Annotated in this window: 21 protein-coding genes; 10 read left to right on the forward strand and 11 right to left on the reverse strand. The window is 39.2% G+C overall.

All coding sequences use genetic code 11. The features are described 5' to 3' along the window. Window positions 1-162: 162 nt before the first annotated feature. A complete protein-coding gene (locus tag ACTIEV_RS12635; protein WP_439516593.1) occupies window positions 163-1,212 on the forward strand; it encodes a 3-oxoacyl-ACP synthase III family protein in 1,050 nt (349 codons plus the stop codon). Between the two features lie 102 nt (window positions 1,213-1,314). After that, window positions 1,315-2,217, forward strand: coding sequence for a diacylglycerol/lipid kinase family protein (locus ACTIEV_RS12640; RefSeq protein ID WP_439516594.1), 903 nt, complete (start codon window positions 1,315-1,317; stop codon window positions 2,215-2,217). Window positions 2,218-2,219: 2 nt separating this feature from the next. Here ACTIEV_RS12640 and ACTIEV_RS12645 read toward each other — a convergent pair whose 3' ends face one another. Both ACTIEV_RS12645 and ACTIEV_RS12650 read right to left on the reverse strand, forming a co-directional pair. Then, window positions 2,220-4,451 (reverse strand): patatin-like phospholipase family protein, encoded by a 2,232-nt coding sequence (locus ACTIEV_RS12645; protein WP_439516595.1) that lies wholly within the window; start codon window positions 4,449-4,451, stop codon window positions 2,220-2,222. Window positions 4,452-4,497: 46 nt separating this feature from the next. After that, window positions 4,498-5,568 (reverse strand): COX15/CtaA family protein, encoded by a 1,071-nt coding sequence (locus tag ACTIEV_RS12650; protein ID WP_439516596.1) that lies wholly within the window; start codon window positions 5,566-5,568, stop codon window positions 4,498-4,500. A gap of 107 nt (window positions 5,569-5,675) precedes the next feature. Between ACTIEV_RS12650 and ACTIEV_RS12655 the strand changes: the two genes are divergently transcribed. Further along, window positions 5,676-6,275 (forward strand): ribonuclease HII, encoded by a 600-nt coding sequence (locus ACTIEV_RS12655; protein ID WP_322197091.1) that lies wholly within the window; start codon window positions 5,676-5,678, stop codon window positions 6,273-6,275. Between the two features lie 4 nt (window positions 6,276-6,279). Here the strand turns inward: ACTIEV_RS12655 and ACTIEV_RS12660 are convergent, their stop codons facing one another. Next, window positions 6,280-6,888, reverse strand: coding sequence for an L-threonylcarbamoyladenylate synthase (locus ACTIEV_RS12660; RefSeq protein WP_250686611.1), 609 nt, complete (start codon window positions 6,886-6,888; stop codon window positions 6,280-6,282). 103 nt (window positions 6,889-6,991) lie between these two features. Here ACTIEV_RS12660 and ACTIEV_RS12665 point away from each other — a divergent pair, with 103 nt between their 5' ends. Beyond that, the gene (locus ACTIEV_RS12665; protein ID WP_322197092.1) at window positions 6,992-7,876 is read left to right on the forward strand and encodes a cupin-like domain-containing protein; all 885 of its coding nucleotides are present in this window, start codon (window positions 6,992-6,994) and stop codon (window positions 7,874-7,876) included. A gap of 324 nt (window positions 7,877-8,200) precedes the next feature. Next, complete coding sequence (locus ACTIEV_RS12670; protein ID WP_178888861.1) at window positions 8,201-8,851, forward strand: response regulator transcription factor; 651 nt, start codon at window positions 8,201-8,203, stop codon at window positions 8,849-8,851. Window positions 8,852-8,936: 85 nt separating this feature from the next. Here the strand turns inward: ACTIEV_RS12670 and ACTIEV_RS12675 are convergent, their stop codons facing one another. Together ACTIEV_RS12675 and ACTIEV_RS12680 are read right to left on the reverse strand one after the other, a co-directional pair. After that, window positions 8,937-9,980 carry a 2-oxoacid:ferredoxin oxidoreductase subunit beta gene (locus ACTIEV_RS12675; protein WP_322197093.1) on the reverse strand — a complete coding sequence of 348 codons (1,044 nt, stop codon included), beginning with the start codon at window positions 9,978-9,980 and terminating at the stop codon, window positions 8,937-8,939. 53 nt (window positions 9,981-10,033) lie between these two features. Continuing rightward, a complete protein-coding gene (locus tag ACTIEV_RS12680) occupies window positions 10,034-10,384 on the reverse strand; it encodes a carboxymuconolactone decarboxylase family protein (RefSeq protein WP_250686615.1) in 351 nt (116 codons plus the stop codon). A 76-nt stretch (window positions 10,385-10,460) separates the two neighbouring features. On the opposite strand from ACTIEV_RS12680, the gene ACTIEV_RS12685 reads away from it, so the two are divergent. After that, entirely contained in the window at window positions 10,461-12,611 is a 2,151-nt protein-coding gene (locus tag ACTIEV_RS12685) for a prolyl oligopeptidase family serine peptidase (RefSeq protein ID WP_439516597.1), read from the forward strand. An 85-nt stretch (window positions 12,612-12,696) separates the two neighbouring features. On the opposite strand, the gene ACTIEV_RS12690 is transcribed toward ACTIEV_RS12685, so the two are convergent. The 3 genes from ACTIEV_RS12690 to ACTIEV_RS12700 form a co-directional block, all read right to left on the reverse strand. Continuing rightward, complete coding sequence (locus ACTIEV_RS12690) at window positions 12,697-13,866, reverse strand: N-acetylmuramoyl-L-alanine amidase (protein WP_439516598.1); 1,170 nt, start codon at window positions 13,864-13,866, stop codon at window positions 12,697-12,699. 142 nt (window positions 13,867-14,008) lie between these two features. Continuing rightward, on the reverse strand, window positions 14,009-15,799 hold the full coding sequence (locus ACTIEV_RS12695) for an acyl-CoA dehydrogenase family protein (protein ID WP_439516599.1): 1,791 nt from the start codon (window positions 15,797-15,799) through the stop codon (window positions 14,009-14,011). A 57-nt stretch (window positions 15,800-15,856) separates the two neighbouring features. Further along, the gene (locus ACTIEV_RS12700) at window positions 15,857-16,297 is read right to left on the reverse strand and encodes a MarR family winged helix-turn-helix transcriptional regulator (RefSeq protein WP_178888855.1); all 441 of its coding nucleotides are present in this window, start codon (window positions 16,295-16,297) and stop codon (window positions 15,857-15,859) included. Between the two features lie 78 nt (window positions 16,298-16,375). On the opposite strand from ACTIEV_RS12700, the gene ACTIEV_RS12705 reads away from it, so the two are divergent. Continuing rightward, window positions 16,376-17,179 (forward strand): alpha/beta fold hydrolase, encoded by an 804-nt coding sequence (locus tag ACTIEV_RS12705; RefSeq protein ID WP_439516600.1) that lies wholly within the window; start codon window positions 16,376-16,378, stop codon window positions 17,177-17,179. A gap of 124 nt (window positions 17,180-17,303) precedes the next feature. After that, window positions 17,304-18,401, forward strand: coding sequence for a glycosyltransferase (locus ACTIEV_RS12710; RefSeq protein WP_439516601.1), 1,098 nt, complete (start codon window positions 17,304-17,306; stop codon window positions 18,399-18,401). A 3-nt stretch (window positions 18,402-18,404) separates the two neighbouring features. Here the strand turns inward: ACTIEV_RS12710 and ACTIEV_RS12715 are convergent, their stop codons facing one another. From ACTIEV_RS12715 to ACTIEV_RS12725, 3 genes are read right to left on the reverse strand one after another with little or no spacing between them, the layout of a single operon-like run. Then, entirely contained in the window at window positions 18,405-19,853 is a 1,449-nt protein-coding gene (locus tag ACTIEV_RS12715; RefSeq protein ID WP_439516602.1) for an O-antigen ligase family protein, read from the reverse strand. A 9-nt stretch (window positions 19,854-19,862) separates the two neighbouring features. Then, on the reverse strand, window positions 19,863-20,699 hold the full coding sequence (locus ACTIEV_RS12720) for a hypothetical protein (protein ID WP_439516603.1): 837 nt from the start codon (window positions 20,697-20,699) through the stop codon (window positions 19,863-19,865). Between the two features lie 56 nt (window positions 20,700-20,755). After that, window positions 20,756-21,232, reverse strand: coding sequence for an Lrp/AsnC ligand binding domain-containing protein (locus ACTIEV_RS12725; protein ID WP_250686625.1), 477 nt, complete (start codon window positions 21,230-21,232; stop codon window positions 20,756-20,758). Window positions 21,233-21,769: 537 nt separating this feature from the next. On the opposite strand from ACTIEV_RS12725, the gene ACTIEV_RS12730 reads away from it, so the two are divergent. Together ACTIEV_RS12730 and ACTIEV_RS12735 are read left to right on the forward strand one after the other, a co-directional pair. After that, a complete protein-coding gene (locus ACTIEV_RS12730; RefSeq protein WP_439516604.1) occupies window positions 21,770-22,078 on the forward strand; it encodes a putative quinol monooxygenase in 309 nt (102 codons plus the stop codon). Between the two features lie 146 nt (window positions 22,079-22,224). Continuing rightward, window positions 22,225-22,485 (forward strand): DUF4372 domain-containing protein (locus ACTIEV_RS12735; RefSeq protein ID WP_439516605.1); only part of this gene is annotated, 261 nt, incomplete at its 3' end.

Below are 22,485 nucleotides of genomic sequence, written 5' to 3' on the forward strand. Positions count from 1 at the left end.
ACTATAGTCCATAGCAAGAAAGTAAATAAAAATCTGTCCTATACTGATATTTTGTTTCTGCTATTTAGCTCCCAAAAACCATGGACTATCGACCATGGACCATGGACTACCCTCCACCCAATATTTTCCCTAACTTAGTCCGTTACAAACAAACGATTGCTTATGCCCCGGAGTAAAATAGCAGGTATTGGTATGTACGTACCTAAAAACGTCGTTACCAATCAAGATCTTACCAAGTATATGGAGACCAGTGATGAATGGATCCAGGAACGTACCGGTATCAAAGAAAGAAGATACGCTCACCGTACCGAAGAAACCACCACTACCATGGCTGTTGAAGCTGCTCGTATTGCCATCGAAAGAGCAGGTACGACAGCAGAAGAGATAGACTTTATTGTTTTTGCCACTTTATCACCTGATTATTATTTCCCGGGTTGTGGTGTGCTTTTACAAAGGGCTATGAAGATGAAAGAAATCGGTGCATTGGATGTTCGTAATCAGTGCAGTGGATTTGTGTATGCTTTGAGTGTTGCAGATCAATTTATCCAAACGGGCATGTATAAAAATATCCTTGTGGTAGGAAGTGAGAAACATTCATTTGGTTTGGATTTCTCTACCCGAGGCAGGAATGTTTCTGTCATTTTTGGTGATGGTGCAGGTGCTGTGGTATTACAACCAACGGAAGACAAAGACCAAGGAATATTAAGCACGCATTTACATAGTGATGGAGAATCAGCAGAAATTCTAGCCATGTACAATCCCGGTACACATGCGAATTATTGGGGTACTAAAAACTATGCAGATTTTGATGATGCAGAAATTGCCCAAATGTTCATGAGCCACAAAATGATTGACAACGCTCAAAATTTCCCATTTATGGATGGTCCTTCAGTTTTTAAAAAAGCAGTTGTGAAGTTTCCTGAAGTAATTGTGGAAGCCTTAGCGAAAAATAATTATCGGCCTTCTGATATCAATATGCTCATTCCACACCAAGCCAATCTCAGGATCAGTCAATTTGTACAACAAAAACTAGGCTTACAGGATTCGCAGGTGTATAATAATATTCAACAGTACGGAAATACTACTGCAGCTTCCGTTCCCATTGCTTTATGTGAAGCCTGGGAAAAAGGGCTTATTAAAAATGGAGATCTCGTTTGTTTGGCAGCATTTGGCAGTGGTTTTACTTGGGCAAGCGCATTACTGAGATGGTAGTATGAACGCTTTAACAGGATTTTACAGAAAGAAAATGCAATATTGCAGCTGTTCAAACGACTGATCCTGAGAGCAAGTCACTATACATTCAACTAGGAGATGATGGAAAGAAAAATTGTGTACCTGGTAAATCCTATCTCGGGGACATCCAGAAAAGACGGGATCAAAAAATTAATAGAAAAAGAAAGCATTGATCGGGCAATCCCTTTTGAAATCATGCATACAAATGCTGGTGGACATTACCAGTTATTGCGTGAAAAAATCAGAGCAGAACATATTACAGATGTTGTAATTATTGGTGGTGATGGGACTGTAAATCAGGTTACCCAAGCCTTACAAGGATTACCTGTACGTTTTGGTATCATTCCATTAGGATCGGGTAATGGACTTGCATTGGCGGCGCGTATTCCTACCAAACCGGAATTAGCGCTATCACTCATCTTTGAAGGTAAATCAAGACCTATTGATGCTTTTATGGTGAACGAGCATTACTCCTGTATGCTCAGTGGTATAGGCTTTGATGCGCAGGTGGCTCATGATTTTGCCAGTAAAGCTTCAAGAGGTTTATTGACGTATACCCAACAAAGTATTATTAATTATTTCAGGGCCAATCCTTATCAATTTGAAATTAAGCTGGGCAATTTTTCTTTTTTCTCTGATGCTTTTTTTATCAGCATCGCCAACAGTAACCAGTTTGGAAATAATTTCAAAATAGCCCCACAAGCAAGTTTACATGATGGCATGCTTGATATTGTGATTGTTCAGAAAATGAATAAAGCCAAATTACCATTTGCTATTTTGAGACAAATACGAGGAAACAACAAACTACAGCAGTTGGTAGAAGACATGACGAAGAAAAATATTCTGTATTTCCAGACTTCTTCTATTACGATTCGAAATCTCAAACATGCGCCCTTACATATTGATGGGGAACCCAGGGAAACAGCAGATGAACTTAGCATTCATATCATGCCGAAGCACTTTGAGTTGATACAACCCGAATAGGATTATTTCAATAAAGCAGCTAATCTTTTAAACTCTTTTTGGTTATCAGTTGCTCCTAAAGCCAAAGTGATATCTCTTTTCTCAGACGCAGTTAGGTGAAAACTCAAACTGGCAGGTGCTTCTGTACGACTAGGCACATACTGGAAGCAAATGCGATGAAAATTATTACCATAGGCTTCTGCGCTGAATTCCAGTTGATCATGTTGGTAATAATCTTGTAGTTTGAACCAGTTATTCTGTAAGATCAAAAATGGCTTGGTAAATGTGCTGATCAAACTTCCCCCTTCTAATGGTCTATCCCAGTCGCTTAAACTCCTGTCGCGCAACTGAAGCAAAATCACTTTACTTGTGTTTTCACGTAGCCAGTCCTTGAATACATCCATAAAGCGCAAAGAAGATTCTTGTCCGAAATTATCTCTTAATCCCGCATCCATCACGTCAATCACCGGGTTGGTAGGTAACCAAACATTTGGAAGCACATACGGGAATGTGGCATTCATGCGCAGTGCAGAAAGAATTCCAATATTGGTAGCATCCTGTTGCGCCAGATAACTATGAAAATCGATGGCATCGGCATCCATGATATTGATCTTATTGGTATCAGTGATAGGGCGCATCATAAAGCGAGCCGGATGTGTGGCCATCAAAAGTTTTCTGCCATCTCTCGTGATCACTGCATTGAAAAACATCATCGGTATTTCAGCATTGGCTTCGGGCTTTTGGTAATCATTTAGTGTTTTATTGAGATAGCCCCTGGTATTTTCATTCAGCTTCTGCTCAAAAGCATAGCCCCGATCTTTGGTGTAACGATATCCATGCGCTTGAAAAGGTTTTGCAGGACCAATCAAATCTCTGGTTATAAAAGAAGAGAATAAAGGGTTTAATAAGTCACGAGAGATATCCTTCAAATATTGTTGATCCTGAAGATTGATGGATTCTCCTTGTTGCTTTCTGTAATACAACTCTCTGAAATAAGCAGCGCCCAACATTCCACCTGATGCCCCACTGATCAGAAAAGTTTGTTGCATCAATTTACCACCCATCATGCTATCAAGCGATTGTAGTGCACTCATTGTAAACGTGGCACTTCTGATACCCCCACCACTGGTATTGATCAAGATCATGACCGGCTTCGGAGATCCTTGTGTGGCTTTCCATTTATTCAGAATATTAATATAGACCTGTTTGTCAGCAAGCATATTACTATCACTAGCCAATTGCATGATAGATTCACGCGTATATCCAGGTTTTGTTTCTTTTTGATCATAACTCAATCCATAAGCTTTATTCCGAAGATCAATGAATTCATTTTGATACAGCCAGTTCACACCTAAGTATATCAATACAACCAATGGTATACTCCAACTATGCAGGAAAGTAGAAATGGCTCCTGCACCTGCAATTAAAATGGCAAAAAAAATAGTGATACTTGCAGCAGCGGGTAATTGAAATAATCGTGTGTCTGAGATATATCCTGTACTAATCAAAAATACAAAAGCAATGGTAATGGCTATCACTGCAGCAAAATGGTGACGCTTAAATACGGAATCGAGGAAGTCCTGACTGTAATGTCTTACATCTCTAGGTTTTCTTAACCCAAATCGCGCACTAAAAAACCATTCCACACGAAGTTCAGGTTTGGGTTTTGGTAAAGGATTGTTTTTTGAAGCCAATGCATAATGTACGTTGGCGGTATCAATAACCGTTGCCATACTTCTGTAAATGGTTTTATCGGCACCAAAAAAATATACAAAAGCAATGAATATCGATAAAACCAATCCCCCTGTAAAGCCCAATACCATCCACAATATGGCTTTTGTTTCAAATAATTCCTGATACCGGGCATAATCAATGGCTTTATTGAAATAGAATATCAGAAATAAAATAGGCAGTGCGGCATTATTGATGCAGTACTTTAAAAATGGTTGTGCAGTTGTAGCCAGAAAACGAAAGTATTTACTGAATAAAATGAAAGTGGTAATATTCCAACTCATGATAAAGATACCCACAGCAAAACCCACAATGGCGGTGCTTAGTGCAGTGATTTTTCCAAAATATTCAGGTCCCAGAAACAAAGAATCAGCCCCAAACGCACGCATAAAGCCACCGCCCACAGTAGAAAATAAGATGTACCAAAAGACAAGAAATACTTGGTATTTACGAAAATGAAGCAACAGCAACTGTACGGGAAAAGAGAACCAAAAACCTATTACGTATAGCTTCAATTTTTCCATTGGACATGCATTATGATGGATCACAGCATGGCAATCGCATCGTTGTTCAGACTGACTTTCTTTTTGCCCGGATCACATAGAGGGTAAACACCAATGATAGTAACAAACACATCCCGGTAAGTTGATGTAATTGTGCCATCCATTCAAATGCACCCCATTGTCCGGGTATTATCCCTGTGCTGGTCAAGATACTAAAAATCCCCAGCAGAACCTGAAGACCAGTAAGTATTAACGGCATCATTCTAATTCGATAAAACAATGGAGTACCCTTGGTTTTCCAAAGTTGGATAGACCAAATGATCATCATGATCAATAATACATAGGCGAGTCCTCTATGTATAAAATGCACCAATATTTTATTATCGATAAAATTCAATAAGAATGGTTGATGAGAAAATAAACTTGAAGGAACCCATTCTCCATTAATGGTAGGCCAAGTAGCTGCTACATTGGCAGCTTTATGTCCGGCCATTAATGCTCCATACAATAATTGAATGATCAAAACTGCAATCAGTAACAAATTTGTTTTACGCAGTGCTGGACTTTGTATCAATTGATCTTCTTTGACCAGCAATTTCAAAGCAAACCAAAAAGTATAACACAACAAACCCAAGGCAAAAATAAAATGTAAAGCGAGTCTGGTAGGTTTCACATATACAGCATCGCCGGTTAATCCGCTAGCAACCATGATCCAACCCACAGCACCTTGCAGTATGCCTAAAACAAAGAGCATCATCAAAGGCTGGATCATTTCTTTTTTGAAATGTTTGCGAATGATAAACCAGATAAACCCACCTGCAAAAACCAATCCGATCAATCTGGCCCATAGACGATGAAACCATTCCCAGAAAAAAATGAATTTGAAATCATCCAATGTAAATTCAAAATTCAATAATTGGAATTGCGGGGTTTGTCGATACTTATCAAATTCTACCATCCAAGCCTGTTCATTGAGTGGCGGCAAAGTACCGGTAATGACTTCCCATTCCGTAATCGATAAACCGCTACCCGTTAAACGGGTGATACCTCCCAAAGCCACTTGAATAACGGTCATAATCACACCTAGCAATAACCATCTTGCTACCAATTTCGAAGAATACTGATTTCCCTGCTCCATAATATCCGGCTTGAATGAGTAGCAAATTTACCGCCTTCATAAAAGGAAGCCTTATTTTGTGCATGGTATTTTATCATTATCCGGAACTTTGTTCAATTTTTTAGCAAATGCTACAGTCCTTCTTTCAAACCCAAGTAATAGAAGCAGGTTGCGATGAAGCCGGAAGGGGGTGTTATGCCGGACCTGTTTTTGCAGCAGCTGTGATACTTCCTAAAGATTTTCATCATCCAATATTGAATGACAGTAAACAATTGAATGAAAAACAAAGAGAATCTTTACGTCCTATTATTGAAAAGGAAGCCATTGGCTGGGCAGTAGCTGCCGTGGGTGTTGCAGAAATCGATAAGATCAATATTTTAAAAGCATCATGGAAAGCCATGCATCTTGCTATTGCACAGTTACAATTATTACCCGAATTATTATTAATCGACGGCAATCGATTTACACCTTTCAAAAATATTTCACATCACTGCATTGTAAAAGGCGATGGTATTTATGCGTCAATCGCTGCTGCAAGTGTGTTGGCTAAAACGCACAGAGATGAATATATGTTGACACTACATCAACAATATCCACAATATGGATGGCATAATAACAAAGGATATGGAACTGCTGAACATCGAAAAGCCATAGCGCAATATGGACTTTGTGAACATCACAGAAAAAGCTTCAATATTCTGCCGCAACAATTAGAGCTAAAATTATAAAGCATTATTCACTCCATTCACCCGCGCCTTCACGTATGACTTCATAAGTATCTTGTGTGCAATCAATAACCGTAGAAGGTACCATGCCTCCTATTCCGCCATCAACAACAATGTCAACCAGCTTGCCAAACTTTTCATACATGATTTCCGGGTCTGTATATTCCTCTACCATATCACCCGGTAAGGAAGCAGATAAGATGGGATGACGAAGTTCTTTGACGATATGTCTGGCAATATTGTTATTGGGCACACGCAACCCGATGGTACTCTTTTTACTCTGTAAGATTTTGGGAACTTCCTTACTCGCAGGAAGAATAAAAGTATAGGGGCCGGGCAGATAATGCTTTAATAACCGGTACAAAGGAGTTGAGATACTTTTGGTGTATTGACTCAAATCACTCAGGTCATAACAAACAAAACTCAGTTGAGCTTTATTGGGATCTACTTGTTTGATACGTGCGATTCTTTCTACTGCTTTATGCTGAAAAATATCACACCCCAGACCATAAATGGTATCTGTAGGGTAAATAATAACCCCTCCTGAGAGCAGACACTCGGCAATAGTCCGAAGATGTCTTGGATTGGGATTATCGGGATGAACCTGCAGCAGCATTATTAAATATAAAGCCAATTCATGAAAAATGGAAACTTCTATCGTTTGTTGATTAAGCTTTTATTAACAAGCCATTCAACTTATTTTTGCGAAAAAGAGCAAAATGCGTTTATCGGAAGTAGATATTGTAGATACCATCACACCGGCAGATTTTAAAACGCATTATTATCTTCCTAAACGTCCGCTTGTTATTCGGGACCTTGCTAAATCTTGGCCGGCATATGATAAATGGAACTGGGATTATTTTAAAACACTGGTAGGTGACAAAAAAGTAGGTCTGTATAACAATATCAAAAGCGATGCTTATACACCCATCAATACTGCTGATGATTATAAAACTTTCGGTGACTATATCGATATGATTCGAACCGGACCTGCTGCTTGGCGTATTTTTCTCTTCAATATTTTTGAGCATGCACCACAACTCACCAAAGATTTTACCTGGCCGGACGAACTGATGAGCGGCTTTGTGAAAAGGTATCCTATGCTTTTTGTAGGCGGCGCCACAAGTATTACGCACATGCACTTTGATATCGATATGAGCCATATCCTGCATACACAATTTGTAGGCAGAAAGAAAGTATTACTATTTCCATTTGAAGAACAGTATAAACTTTACCGCAAACCCTTTGAAGTATTGAGTCTGGCAGATTTCAGCCATTATCACCATCAAAACGGATCACCGGATTATGATCAGTTTCCTGCATTAAAACTGGCACAAGGATTTGATGTAACACTAGAGCATGGAGATACTTTATTTATGCCTGCCGGGTACTGGCATCATATGGAATATTTAGACAGCGGATTTGCGATGAGTTTAAGAGCCATGCAATCATCTGTTTCAGGAAAACTAAAAGGAGTATGGAATTTATTCGGCATGCGCAACATTGACACTTTGATGAAAAAAACAGTTCCGCATCCTTGGTATCACTGGAAGAAGAAAAAGATATTTGAACATGCAGAAAAAGCGTTAAGAAAAGAAGGATAAAATTTATACTAAAAGAAAAAGGCGGCCTTGTGCCGCCTTTTTCACTTGTAACCCCTAATGAAAACTGAATACGAGAAAATCTACCAGCATTGCTGCCGTTCATCTTCTCTACCCGCAGTAAATGTAGGATAGTCAGTAGGAAAATCCAACGTAGAAAACACCCAAAATAGTAGGGTGTTTTCACTGAAAAGAATACGGTGAAAATCCCAGTCATTAATTCCGGAGATAAACAGAGATTTGCAATCCAAAAAAGCGTAATTTTCTAAACTGAAACTATCTTACTATCGTATATGGGTAATTCCCGCTGTGTTAATTGTTGTATATATGACTAAAATTGCCCTTGTTGATGATCATGTTTTGTTAAGGAACGGGCTTGCCTCATTGATCAATTCGTTTAGTGGCTATACTGTTTTATTTGAGGCAAATAGCGGCAAACACATGATCGAGTTGATTGATGCAAATAACTTACCGGATGTTGTTTTGCTGGATATTACTATGCCTGATATGAATGGCTATGAAACTGCACTTTGGCTCACCACTCATCATCCACAAGTAAAAATCCTTGCACTTACCATGCTGAACGATGAGCGTTCCATCATACGCATGTTTAAAAATGGAGCAAAAGGATATCTCCTAAAAGACAGTAAACCACAGGAGTTAAAAGCTGCATTGGATGGCATCGTTACCAAAGGTGTATACCTCAATAAACTGATGTGTGATAATATCATGCATACCATGAAGACCTCTCCGGAAGAAGATGCTGAAATTACCAAGTTCACAGAACTTACAGACCAAGAGAAAGAATTTCTCGGATGGGCTTGCACCGATAAATCTTATCGTGAAATCGCCGAACTCATGGGTACCAGCCTCAAAACCGTTGATGAAACAAGGGATACCCTCTTTCAAAAATTACAAACCGCTACAAGGGTGGGTCTGGCTTTGTTTGCTATTAAACATGATATTGCCAGATTATAATGAAGTCTCAGTTCGATGATGTTGATAAAGAAAAAGCTCCGATTTAAATATCGGAGCTTTTCTATTCTGAATATATTCAAGAAAATCAAACGATCTCCCATACTTCTTTACCACGCAATAATTTATCTAAATCACCTTTGCCTTTTGTAGCGATGATCTCTTCTATCTGCATAGCCATCACATCCTCATAACAAGCTCTGTCTGTTTCAAAGAATACACCAAAAGGTCTGGGAAAATGAGTGCCTTGTTGATTAGGATTATCAAACATTCGAATCAATACCTGTGCTTTATAAAAGTCACGCTCATCATGAATCCATAAATCATCTATACTATGTGCACCATCTGTAAGGTCTACCACTACCGGCTTCATACCATCCAACTTAATACCTTTTTGTTGATTGGCACCATACACTAAAGGTTTTCCTTGCTCTAAGAACAAGGCTTCATCCATCTTACTTCCTTTCTCAGTAAAGATTTCAAAAGCACCATCATTGAAAATGTTACAATTCTGATAGATCTCTAACAAAGAAGCTCCTTTATGCTGATGGGCACGTGTAAGCATGGTTTGTAAATGCTTGGGGTCACGATCCATACTACGTGCAATAAAGCTGGCGTCTGCACCCATTGCCAAAGCCAATGGATTGAATGGATGATCAATACTTCCGAAAGGAGTACTCTTGGTTATTTTTTGTTCTTCAGAAGTAGGAGAATATTGTCCCTTGGTTAATCCGTAAATCTGGTTATTGAACAATAAAATATTGACATCAAAATTTCTTCTCAATAAATGGATGGTATGATTACCACCAATACTCAATCCATCCCCATCACCGGTAACAATCCAAACACTGAGTTCAGGTCTGGTAGCTTTCAATCCACTTGCAATAGCGGTTGCCCTTCCATGGATCGAATGCATACCATAAGTATTCATATAATACGGAAAACGACTGCTACATCCAATACCGCTGATGATCACGATATTTTCTTTGGGCACTCCAATTCCCGGCATGATCTTTTGCACTTGTGCCAAGATGGAATAATCCCCGCAACCCGGACACCAACGCACTTCCTGATCTGTTGCAAAATCTTTGGCTGTTAAGGTTGAGGGAGTATTTGTAGTTGTTGTTGACATTCAGATCTATAATTATGTGATCAGATAAATGGCTCTATAAAGTTCTGGAACTTTTAAGACACAGTTCCTATTAATTCTTCCCAATATTCAGCAGCTCTTCTGGTATGCGGAATTACAATTGTGCCGCCTACAATATTCGCCACTGCAAATATCTCATACATTTCGTCTGTATTCACACCTAATTCATGACATTTTCCCAAATGGTATTTAATGCAATCATCGCAACGCAATACCATACTGGCTACCAATCCTAACATCTCTTTGGTCTTTTTATCCAATGCCCCTTCATCATATGTATTGGTATCCAAATTCCATAGTCGCTTCATCACCAAATTATTCTTACTCAGAATCACCTCATTCATTTTCTCCCTGTAATCATTGAACTCTTGCACCAGTTTACCCATTTTTCATTGTTTTAGGCTGTAAAAGTACGAAAGCGCATGTCATTTATTTGTACTTTAAATCCCTCAAATCAACACCATGAAGCATTTATTTGTTTGGATCAGCCTTTGTCTGGTTCAATTTGTGATCGCTCAAAACGGCAGCGAGACCATCAAAGTAACCGATATGTTGAAGATTCAGCAGGTTGGAAATGTAAATGTGAGCCCTGATGGCAGTAAAACACTGTTTACAGTTACCAGTATTGAACCCGATGGTGATACCAAATGGGAATACCGGTACATCAACAAACTCTATCTCCTTCAAAATGATGGATCGGGCAGCATCCGCCAGTTAACCAGTCAGCCTGCCGGACAGCCGGTTTGGAGTCCGGATAGCAAGCAACTACTTTTTGTAAGAGCTGCGGAGGGCAGACCCCAATTATTCCTTTTATCTATGGAAGGGGGTGAACCGATACAATTAACCAAATTCCGCTACGGCGTTGGTAATCCGAAATGGAGTCCGGATGGAAAAAAGATCCTTTTCTCTGCGAATATTCGACTAGAACAATTGGTGAATGATGAAGAACTCAATCCGGGTAAAAAACCTCCTGTTTGGTCATTGGAAAAACCAGGATTTCCCAATAATGAACACCTGCTCAATAGCAATGCAAAAGCAGACCCCGATGGTTCTACTGAAGAAATTAGGGCTTACTTGAATTTGAATGCTACAGCACAAAAAGCCAAAGTATTCAATAAACTTAACTTTCAGCAAGAAGCCACCACCTCTCCTGAATTGGCTTTTAATCATTTCTTCATCATGGATGCCAGTCCGAATGCAGTTCCCAAAGCCATTACCCATGGATTCAATCGCTTTGGCAGTGCTGATTTTTCACCCGATGGGAAGCAATTGATCCTAACCGGAAACGCTATATTAAATCAACATCCTGATCGAGAATTGGAAGGACATATTTACTTGTGTAATACAGATGGTGGTAATTTAAAAAAGATTTTGGGTGAAGACGGCAAGAATTACAATAATCCTGTGATATCCCCTTCAGGAAAATGGCTTGCTTTTCAATTTGGCAATACTTCTTTTGTGAGTATTCCTTCACTGGCAATTATGCCGCTCAATGGCACTGCAAAGGATATCGTCATCATCCCCTTTGACAGAAACAAGGGTGGTATTACCTGGAGTAAAGATGAACAGTCATTATATTTCACAGCCCAAAGTAATGGTGGTGCTCCATTGTATCGTGCAGATATAAAAAATCGTCAGGTAACTGCGCTCTGCTCTTTTGATGCCGGTATCAGCAGTTTTGATTTGCGTGGTAATCAGATCATATATACCAAAACACAGGTCAGCAATCCATCAGAACTCTACCGTGCTGATTTGAATATGAAGAATGAAGAGCGACTCACTGCTTTTAACCATGAATGGTTGCAACAGAAAAAACTCAGTTTCCCAGAAAAAGCATCTTTCGTGAATGAGAAAGGCATGACAGTAGAATATTGGGTTATGAAACCTACCAATTATGAACCCGGAGAAAAATATCCCACTATTCTGAATATTCATGGCGGTCCCTCTGCGATGTGGGGACCCGGTGAAAATTCCATGTGGCATGAATTCCAATATTATGCTGCAAAAGGGTATGTGGTCATATATGGAAATCCGAGAGGTTCCGGTGGATATGGATTGGACTTTTTACGAGGAAACATCAATGACTGGGGTGCCGGACCCACTTCTGATGTGTTGACTTATCTTGATAAGGCAGGTGCAGATGGTTTTATTGATACCAGTAGATTGGCAGTCACCGGTGGTTCTTATGCCGGTTATTTAGTAGCATGGATCATTGCACATGATCAACGTTTCAAAGCGGCTTGTGCACAAAGAGGTGTATATGAACTAGGTACTTTCTTTGGTGAAGGCAATGCCTGGAGATTGGTTCCGAACTATTTTGGTGGCTATCCTTGGGAGGAAAAAGTAGTTCCGATTTTGAAAAGAGAATCACCGATCAATTATGTAGATCAAATCAAGACTCCATTTATTATTTTTCATGGAGAGAATGATTTACGTACCGGTGTGATTCAAAGTGAAATGCTGTATAAAAGTTTAAAAGTACTCGGCAGAACGGTTGAATACGTTCGCCACCCCGGTGGAACCCATGAATTAACGAGAAGTGGTAATAACAGACAAAGAATTGATCAGATGTTGAGAACGATTGAATTCTTTGATCGATTTATCAAACATTAAATCTACTCTTAGCAAAACCTCTACGCTCTTTTTTCTTTGCGGTTAACGAACGCAACAAAGATGACGCAGAGGTTTTGCCATTCTATTATTTTAATGTTTTCAACCAGTCCACCAATCCCAAATGAATTTTTTTCACCACATCATCATGAAATTTCGGAGTGATGATTTTCTTTTCATCTGATTCATTACTTAAAAAAGCAATTTCTACCAACGCATTCGGAAAATTAGTAGGTGAATTAAGCGCGAAATTGAAACTTCCTACATTACCGAATTCATTGAGTTTTAATTCAAGCATTCGTTTTAATATAGTATTGGTAAGTGGTCTGAATCCGATATGTTTATAATAAGTACTGGCTCCACTTACATTGTTATTGGAACTGGAGTTCAGATGTAGACTGATTAATACATCCGGATTTTGTTCTTGCAACCAAAGAATACGGTCTTTATTATCGAATGTGGTATCATTGGTTCGGGTCATGATAATCTGCTTCACCCCTTTTGTTTTCAGGTATTTCTGAAGTGCTTTTGCAAAACGAAGGGTATATACTTTCTCGGATGCTTTTGCTTTGATTCCCGTGGCTCCGGTATTGGTTCCACCATGTCCGGCATCAATGGCTATTTTTAATTTCCGAATATCGAGAAGGGAAGGTTGTCTTTTAACTTTTACCATCAATGCTCTTCCATTGTATGCAATGCTATACCCCCAATGTTGTTTGTGTTGCAATTCAATGGTGAGTCGGAATACATCATCTTCTATTTGATGATAGTAAACATTTTTCACTTCTTTTAATGATTTCAACTGTGTGATCCAGTTTGTATTACTCTGTATCCCATAAATGTCTACCACAATTTTAGACGGATTGATTTCCATCCAACTTTTATACGGAAGTTTTTCTTCCATGATCAGACTGATATAGTCATAAGCTGAATCACCCTTGGCACTGATAGATCCGGTAACATACCAAGGTTTTAATTTATTCAGACTGTCGGTCTTTACATACTGTTGCTCAATATATGCCTGATGAAATTTTGACAACTGAACTAAGTACATGCCTTTCACAGTATCCACCACACGTAAAGCAATATTTGAATCGATATAGCCCATTTTAGCGCCACCCAAGCGGTCTTCACCTAAACCATAGGCCAATGCAGGCAGCTTTCCGGTAGACCTTCCGATCCAAGGTTCATACAAACGCGTTTGTGTCATTCCTTGCAAACAAACAATCATTAAAAGCAATAAAAGAGAATGTTTCATTGGATCAAGTTAATATAAATCCAAACAAAAAGGCCTCACTGCTTTTGAACAGTGAGACCTTTGTTTGAGCAAGCAACCGTAAAACAAAAACCAAATATGTAAAATCTTTGTGAAAAACGGTAATTTTTTGCCAATTTTTTTCTTAGAAGTGATACCCATTATCTGCCACCAGCTTTTCACATATCCTACGGCGGGCATCCTTGGTATTAAAGGGTTCTACCTTGGTGAAACGCTTTAAGCCAATATGCATCATTTTTAATTCATCTCCATCTGCAAAACTATTCAAGGCATCTTTTCCTGATTTGTTGATACGATCTGCCGCATCATACAGGTAAGTGCGCATGATATCTGCCTGCAATTTAACTGCAGCTTCCCCTTTTTGCTCAGCGAGTTTCATCACACGTAATAAAGCACTTTCAGCATTGTAGGTTTCTATCGCCATATCAGCAATATTCATCAATACTTCCTGTTCTTTTTCCAGTTGCATCATCAGCTTTTGTACAGCTGCTCCAGCTACCATCAGAATGGCTTTTTTGAAGTTGGCAATGTATTTCAGCTCTTTTGCAAACGCACCTTCTTCTTCTGCCCCAAAGTCAGGAATACTCATCAGTTCTTTCTGAACAGCCATGGCCGGACCCATTAAATCTAGCTTACCTTTCATGGCACGCTTCAGTACCATATCTACTGTTAATAAACGATTGATCTCATTGGTCCCTTCGTAAATGCGGTTGATACGACTATCACGATAAGCTTTTGAGATCATGTATTCGTCACTAAAACCATTACCCCCGTGTATTTGAACACCTTCATCCACTACATAATCCAATACTTCACTTCCGTACACTTTCAACATCGCACATTCAATAGCATATTCTTCAGCAGCCCCAAGTAATGCTTCAGCAAAGCTCTTACCGCTGTTCATCAGTTCATGTTCTTTATCATCAATCCATTTAGAAGCACGATACAAGGCACTTTCACACACCCACATACGAATGGCCATTTCAGCCATTTTATGTTTGATCGCACCAAACTTCGCGATGGGTAATTTAAACTGTTCACGTGTGATAGCATATTGAATAGATGTGGTAGCCGCACGCTTAGATCCACCCAAAGCAGCTGCACAAAGTTTTAATCTACCAATATTTAAAATATTAAAAGCAATCACATGGCCTCTGCCAATTTCACCTAGAACATTTTCAACCGGCACTTTACAATCCTGAAAATACAATTGCACAGTAGAAGATCCTTTGATACCCATTTTATGTTCTTCAGGCCCTTGCGTGAACCCCTCAAAGCCTCGCTCTACAATGAATCCAGTGAACTTATCTCCATCGATCTTGGCGAAAACAGTATATACGTCTGCAAAACCACCATTGGTGATCCAGCATTTTTGTCCGTTCAGGATATAGTATTTACCATCATCACTCAACTTGGCTGTTGTCTTAGCACCAAGTGCATCGCTACCGCTATTGGGTTCTGTTAAACCATAAGCTCCTTTCCACTCACCACTGGCAAGTTTGGGAATATATTTTTGTTTCTGCTCTTCTGTACCGAAATATAAGATCGGTAATGAACCAATACCGGTATGTGCCGCAACTGCCACAGAAAAAGAATGTCCGCCACCCAGTCCTTCATTTACAATGGTAGACGTAATAAAATCTTTTCCCAATCCACCATATTGTTCCGGAAAGGAAGTAGAGAGTAATCCTTGCTCGCCTGCTTTTTCCAATAGAGAAGGCATTAAGCCCGTCTCGAGTTTATCAATTCTTTCCACGATAGGAAGCACTTCAGCATCGAGAAACTGAGTACACATATCCATGACCATGCGTTGCTCTTCATTGAAATCCTCCGGTATGAAGGTTTCGAAGTGATTGCTCTCTTTAATGAGCCACTCACCACCCAACAGGGCTTTCGATTGTTTTGTTGTTTCCATGGGAAGACAGTTTTAATTTATTATTGAGTCCATGGTCTATGGTCCATGGACCATGGACTATGTAAGATTATCATACACCCTTTGAAACACAGACTTCACCGTTTCAATTTCCTCTTTATTCACACCTATCAATGCCTCATTCATGGTTTGATTGGCGAGATCAATCGTGATGTCTTGTAATGCTTTGGCAGCATCCGTTAAGCAAACCAGATTGATTCTTCTGTCTTCTTTCGATGCGGTTCTTTTTACCAGCTTTTGTTTCTCCAGGTTATCAATCAGTCTGGTGATACTGGGTTTATCACGAAAAGTTCGGTTACACAATTCCTGCTGACTCAAACAATCTTCTTTCCATAAGTGATACAATACACTCCATTGTTCGATTGTGATCTCCAGTCCTGCCTGTCTAAAATTCTTTTGTAATCTTCTGGCAACAGCTGTAGAAGCCATCCCATTGATTACACTGTATAATTCCCCTCTTTTAAATTGGTTGTTTGGCATATAGTTAGTTATGCAACTATTTTCAAAGTAAATTCGTTTCTTTGATATTGCCAAGAATAAAACCTTAAAATTCCATTGGTGACATCGCATTTTATCAGCTACCGCCAATCGCAGATTCATTACCATCGTTTTGGGTCCGGATCTAGCTATATCTGCTGTTTTCATGGGTATGGGGAGGATGGCAGTAAATTCGAGCTTTTTGAAAGGGAATTAGGTGCTTCATACACCTTGATTTCCATTGATTTACCTTTCCATGGACAAACGGTCTGGAATGAAGGGCTGTTGCTGAAACCTGCCGAATTACTCGAGATCATCAACAACATTATTCCCAAAGAAAAACCCATTGTACTCATGGGATACAGCATGGGTGGTAGGGTGTGCTTACAATTACTAGCTTCCTTTCCCGATCGATTTCATCAACTGGTATTGATGGCACCGGATGGATTACATAAAAACCCTTGGCAAAAACTAGCGACACAAACATGGATCGGGAATCGGTTATTTGCTTTCTCCATGTGTTATCCCGGGTGGATGTTTGTATTGATGCGTTTAGCAGGCTCGCTGGGTTTGTTCAATAAAAGTATCATTCGTTTTGTGCATCATTATTTGGATCATGAGCAGAAAAGAAAAATATTATACCAACGATGGACCACCATGCGCTTGTTCCGTCCATCATTCGCAGGTCTGAAAAAAATAATCAGTGATCATAAAATACCTGTTCGTCTCATTTTTGGCAAGTATGATCGTGTAATACTGGCTAGCCATGGATATCGTTTGCAAAAAGGAATTGATAGGTGGGTAAGTGTTACCGAATTATCAGCAGGGCATCATTTGTTACAAGAAAAGTATAAGAATGATCTATTGAAAGCTTCACAACTATAAAACCTGAGTGAAGTTGCAAATACTTACCAACAGCAAGTGCCCATAGTTCCATTTATTTAAGTTTCTTTGTTCTATGTATTTGGCTGCACTTCTATTGATCTCCATTTTGCTATTGGCTTATTGCATGCTGATTGTGCAATACAGAAAATGGTTTTCGAGATTGCAAATCTTTGAGCCTCCAAAAAATAGTAGTCTCATTACTTCATTTTCGGTGATCATTCCTGCTAGAAATGAGGCAGCAGGTATCGGTACTTGCTTGAAAAGTATTCTTCAACAATCTTATCCGAAAGCATTGTTCGATGTCATTGTAGTGAATGATCATTCTACTGATGCCACGGTTGAAATTGTTCAAGCGTTACAACAAACGCATGACAATCTGTATTTGATCAATCTTGCGGAACATGTAGATGCATCTTCCATCAATGCTTATAAAAAGAAAGCCATAGAATTGGCCATCAGTAAAAGTAAAACTGATTGGATCATTACCACAGATGCTGATTGTGAAATCCCTGAAAGATGGCTGGAATTGTATGATGCATACATACAAACAAATGATGCAGTATTCGTGGCAGGTCCGGTGATGTTCACCCATCAATCAGGTGTATTATCGCTTTTTCAGTTACTGGATTTTTTGAGTTTACAAGGTATTACTGCCGCTGCTGTATCGGCCGGATATCATACCATGTGTAATGGTGCTAATCTGGCTTATAAAAAAACAGTTTTTTATGAAGTTGGACAATTCAAAGGCATCGATCAAGTAGCTAGTGGTGATGATATGTTATTGATGTATAAGATCAAACAACAGTATCCAACACAATTGGGTTATTTGTTTCATCCGGCAGCCATCGTAGCCACTGCTCCTATGCATAGCTGGAAGGATTTTCTCAACCAGCGAATACGTTGGGCGAGTAAGGCGGATCGGTATGATGACAAATCGGTATTCCGAATACTTGCGTTGGTATATGCTGTCAATTTGGGTTTATTGGTATTACTACCGATCAATCTTTTCGTTGCAGGAGAAATTGCCCATTGGCTCACATTCATGCTGATCAAAACAACAGTTGAATTGTATTTCTTATGGTCGGTCAGCAAGTTTTATCAACACCGTGTTGCCTTATTGTATTTCCCATTGATGCAGCCTTTACATCTTTTGTATACGGTGATTGCAGGCTGGCTGGGTAAATTTGGTTCTTATCAGTGGAAGGGAAGATCGGTAAAATAAAGATCAGACCAGACTTTCTTTTTCTTCTTGAAGTTTCCCCTCTAATACAATCACAATTCCCAGGCATAGCCAAAATAAACTTCCAATCTTATCGGTTTCAATCATATCACTCATAAAATTGATGATACCGATCATTGCTAATATGGCACCCGTGGTTAATGCCACGGTTCTAAAGAAATAACTATGCAGTTGATGATATACTTTTTGGATTCTCCATAATATTAAAAAATACAAGGAGCAAAAAATCAATAATCCAATCAATCCCTGTTCCAATGCTGTCAAAAGAAAATAATTGTGTACCGTTGAATGTTCAGGATTATTACTGACCCAGGTTTCAAATCTCTTGACAGTGTAAGGTCTGTAATTGCTGTAAAAAGTAGATGGACCAAAACCTGTCAATGGACGTTCAGCAAACATACGGGCACCGGCTACCCAGCGATAAAATCGTTCCGCATTGGAAACATCTTTCAGCGCAATGGTAGCCGACATGTGTTGAGAGAAATCAGTATGAAAGATGGTTCTATCATGATCGGGTGCAAAACGAAAATAACGTTGATCGGTAGAGAGCCATACAGTTGAAATCAGTATAGTCAATAAAGCGGTAATAATTAGAGACCCAATCATTTTTTTTTTGATGATCAATACAGTAACCAGTCCACCCAGCAATGCAATCCATGCTCCTCTTGAATACGAAAAAATCAATGCGACGATGCCGATGGTCAGCATAATTTGTAGCCATTTTCTATACCTCTTGTTCTGTTTGATATGTTGGTATGCAGCATAGGCCACTGCGAGTAAGCAAACCAACATGGCTCCATAATTGACATGGTTTCTAAAAAAGGGAAACAAGTGGCGATTGATACTGGCAAAACTAAATCCACTCATCGCATGGCGTAGCAAAGTAATCAACACCACTCCGCCCATGGGTATCAATAGATAGAGCGTCAGCTTCTCCATATTACGAATGGAATTAAGCCATAAGGCGGGCAAGATGACAAAGGGAATGATGTACCAAACTTTCGCCAGTAAAAATTTAATGGAGAGCAATGGTTGTTCAGAATAGATACTGGTTATGCCAATCCAAAGTACATGAAACATTAATAAGAGAAACAAAGGATGACGCCATACTGTTTGAGGAAAATCATTGGGTTGATGCCACCAGCGAAGCAATACCAAACCGGTAAGGATCATCATAATAGGTTCATCCGGAAAATCAAGACCCAAGGATGAAGTGATATTGATTTCTGTAGACAAAGGAAGCAATGCCAACAATAACCAAAATAATTTTTCTGTATGATGAATCAAAAATTGAAATAAATAAGGCAATAGCAAATATCCAAAAGGAATCAGTAGTAACTTACTATCATGCCAGATCACTGAAGCAATGATGGCAGCTACAAACAGCAAGGATGCTGTGATAAAAAATCTACTATGACGGATAGGAAGCTGCATATTGAAATGCTAGTATCTTCTATCTTTCAATAATAAAAAAAGGATGGAAAAAAGAAACCCTGCCAAACCTGAAATCAAAACAATATTCAGTTTATCGGGTCGTTCCGCTTTAGCCGACGGCACTGCAGGCTCTAATATATAAAGTGCCGGTGGAACTGTTTCTCCCATCAGTTGAAAGGAAGCGGCTGTTTTTCGATATCGAGATAATTCCTCCAACAATGTCTCCATGTGTTTTTGCAACAAAATTTGTTGTGTAGGACTCGCTTTTGAAATACTGTCATTCAAAGACGCATATTGTTGTTCATTATGGGTGATGGAAGCATTCAGTTGAACAGTTGCTGTCTGATAATTGCTAAGCCAAATAGATGCTAACTTTTGTTGCACTATCGCGATCATAGCATTGATGATATCAGCCGACAATTGTCTGTCTTTTGTCCAACAGACTATACGCATTTGCCCTTGCTCTGTTCTTTGAAAAGAGATATCTTTTTTGAGTTTCAGTACTGCTTTTCGGCGAAGCAATGGTAGAGAATCATCATCTAGCCCGTAATAACGAATCAAATTGAATTGATCCACCAATTGATAATAAGTGGTATCCATATCAGCCACGCCTATGATACGATCCAGGTCATCACCGGAACCGAAATAAGAATAGAGCCCTTGAATATTTTCGTTGAATAACCTGGATTTATCTGTCAGTTGTGGGTTTGCGGCAATAATTCTGGCACCGGATCGAAAATATTTGGGAACCAATAGTACGGTTACAAAAGCTACCAGCATGGCAAACAATGTAAACAACAAAATGAAACGGGTATGTTTTTGTAATACCTGAATAGTATGGCGCATATTTAAACCGGATGTGGTCATAGTATCTGAAAATACAATTAAAAATTGATTCTATTCTAACTACCGGAAGGCAGTACCACTACATTTCTGTCCAGACTCTCTTCCAATGAAATAAATGTTTCTGTTCTTTCAATGCCTTTGATTTTTTGCAATTCATCGTGCAATACGTATCGCAACTCCTGAATGTCTTTACAAACAATTTCAGCGAACATGCTATAATTACCGGTGGTATAATTCAACCGAACGATTTGAGGTATTTTTTTCAACTCTTTGGCAACGGTATCATAGAGTGAACTTTTTTCAAGGTATACGCCAATAAAAGCAATGACGTCATATCCGAGAGATTTGAGGTCTATCGATAATTTTTTACCTTTCACTACTTTTAGTTCTTCCAATTTCTTGATGCGTACATGAATGGTACCGCCGGATACAAAGAGTTTCTTACCCAGATCGGCATAAGATATCTCGGCATTTTCCATCATTTCCTGTATGATCTGGTAGTCCAGTTTGTCAAGATTCAATTTGGCAGACATTATACGACTTGTTTTTAGATTAAATTCAATATAAAGTCAAAATTATTGAATAATATCTATATTTTAAAATTATTTATTGAAATTTATACAATGAATAGAGTCTTTGTATTAATATTGTGTTGTCAAACAATGACAAAGATCTTATATACTGTGGGGTGATGAAATTTCTGGCAGACATGCCCTCTTGTCTCGGGGGTGAGGATAACAGGACAAACGTAGTGTAGAGCCGGATCGGTAGCAATATCGGTTCGACCAGGGTCGACCACTGAACTTTGCGCTATAGCTAACTGCCTCGTGGAGGTTCGATCCCTCCCCCTACAGCAAAAGAGGCTGTATCAAAAGTCCGATACAGCCTCTTTTTATTCGGGTACCTGATGGAGAAAGTTTTCATTTAGGCGATTCTCAAAGCCTTCTTTTTACTTTTGAGACTTCCTCTTTTTTTATTTTTTTACTATTGTCTATTTTAATGCTTCTTTCACAAAAACCAGGCTTCGTGGCGTCATTATTGTGTGTCATAGGATAGCAAATAAACAAACCATGGAGCATTACACCTTACAAACCCGCTTTGTTACAACAGAATCAAAGGGTAATAACCTATTGAATATCCTTACCCGTTTGTACAATAAGATTGCCTATTTACACGGTTGTCATTTGTACATCATCAATCAGGATGCAGAAAACAGTGACCATATTTTGGTGACCGAATTATGGGATTCCCCCGAAAGTCACCAACAATCACAAAGTCTGCGTGATTTCCAAGAAGCCATCTCCCAAGCCACCCCTCTTCTAGCCATTGAACCCGAAAGAACAGTATTGAAGGCTGTGGCGGGGAAAGGGCTGTTATAATAAGCAACAAGAAATAAGGAACAGGAAACAAGGAAGCGACAAGCTGCAAGCCATTGCTGTCCGGTGAAAGTAAATTTTAAAAAAGAAAGGAGGCTTTATTCGCCTCCTTTTTGGTTATTTTCAGTTTACCACAACCTAAAATAGCCATGAGTAAAGGTAGTTTTTTCACCGGACAGCCGATCTTCAATCAGATACTTTCTTTCATTCCCAGATCCCTGGTTAGCCGGATTGCGCGGGAGAGTGGTTCAGACAGGTACTGTAAATCATTAAAGAGCTATGACCATCTTGTTACGATGTTATATGCCACATTTAACCGTTGTACATCGCTTCGAGAAGTAACTACTGGTATGCTTGCGTGGGAACACCGGATTGCGCATTTAGGTATGAAAAGTCACCCAAGACGTAGT

It is taken from the genome of Sediminibacterium sp. (genome assembly GCF_051861365.1).
Taxonomy (GTDB): domain Bacteria; phylum Bacteroidota; class Bacteroidia; order Chitinophagales; family Chitinophagaceae; genus Sediminibacterium.

What these genes read in the sequence shown, in the direction of transcription:
- ACTIEV_RS12690 (WP_439516598.1), bottom strand. Translation starts at nt 13,866, where the DNA reads ATGAAACATTCTCTTTTATTGCTTTTAATGATTGTTTGTTTGCAAGGA.
- ACTIEV_RS12715 (WP_439516602.1), bottom strand. Translation starts at nt 19,853, where the DNA reads ATGCAGCTTCCTATCCGTCATAGTAGATTTTTTATCACAGCATCCTTG.
- ACTIEV_RS12685 (WP_439516597.1), top strand. Translation starts at nt 10,461, where the DNA reads ATGAAGCATTTATTTGTTTGGATCAGCCTTTGTCTGGTTCAATTTGTG.
- ACTIEV_RS12695 (WP_439516599.1), bottom strand. Translation starts at nt 15,799, where the DNA reads ATGGAAACAACAAAACAATCGAAAGCCCTGTTGGGTGGTGAGTGGCTC.
- ACTIEV_RS12680 (WP_250686615.1), bottom strand. Translation starts at nt 10,384, where the DNA reads ATGGGTAAACTGGTGCAAGAGTTCAATGATTACAGGGAGAAAATGAAT.
- ACTIEV_RS12655 (WP_322197091.1), top strand. Translation starts at nt 5,676, where the DNA reads ATGCTACAGTCCTTCTTTCAAACCCAAGTAATAGAAGCAGGTTGCGAT.
- ACTIEV_RS12730 (WP_439516604.1), top strand. Translation starts at nt 21,770, where the DNA reads ATGGAGCATTACACCTTACAAACCCGCTTTGTTACAACAGAATCAAAG.
- ACTIEV_RS12710 (WP_439516601.1), top strand. Translation starts at nt 17,304, where the DNA reads ATGCTGATTGTGCAATACAGAAAATGGTTTTCGAGATTGCAAATCTTT.
- ACTIEV_RS12645 (WP_439516595.1), bottom strand. Translation starts at nt 4,451, where the DNA reads ATGGAAAAATTGAAGCTATACGTAATAGGTTTTTGGTTCTCTTTTCCC.
- ACTIEV_RS12665 (WP_322197092.1), top strand. Translation starts at nt 6,992, where the DNA reads ATGCGTTTATCGGAAGTAGATATTGTAGATACCATCACACCGGCAGAT.
- ACTIEV_RS12640 (WP_439516594.1), top strand. Translation starts at nt 1,315, where the DNA reads ATGGAAAGAAAAATTGTGTACCTGGTAAATCCTATCTCGGGGACATCC.
- ACTIEV_RS12670 (WP_178888861.1), top strand. Translation starts at nt 8,201, where the DNA reads ATGACTAAAATTGCCCTTGTTGATGATCATGTTTTGTTAAGGAACGGG.
- ACTIEV_RS12660 (WP_250686611.1), bottom strand. Translation starts at nt 6,888, where the DNA reads ATGCTGCTGCAGGTTCATCCCGATAATCCCAATCCAAGACATCTTCGG.
- ACTIEV_RS12635 (WP_439516593.1), top strand. Translation starts at nt 163, where the DNA reads ATGCCCCGGAGTAAAATAGCAGGTATTGGTATGTACGTACCTAAAAAC.
- ACTIEV_RS12725 (WP_250686625.1), bottom strand. Translation starts at nt 21,232, where the DNA reads ATGTCTGCCAAATTGAATCTTGACAAACTGGACTACCAGATCATACAG.
- ACTIEV_RS12700 (WP_178888855.1), bottom strand. Translation starts at nt 16,297, where the DNA reads ATGCCAAACAACCAATTTAAAAGAGGGGAATTATACAGTGTAATCAAT.
- ACTIEV_RS12675 (WP_322197093.1), bottom strand. Translation starts at nt 9,980, where the DNA reads ATGTCAACAACAACTACAAATACTCCCTCAACCTTAACAGCCAAAGAT.
- ACTIEV_RS12720 (WP_439516603.1), bottom strand. Translation starts at nt 20,699, where the DNA reads ATGCGCCATACTATTCAGGTATTACAAAAACATACCCGTTTCATTTTG.
- ACTIEV_RS12650 (WP_439516596.1), bottom strand. Translation starts at nt 5,568, where the DNA reads ATGGAGCAGGGAAATCAGTATTCTTCGAAATTGGTAGCAAGATGGTTA.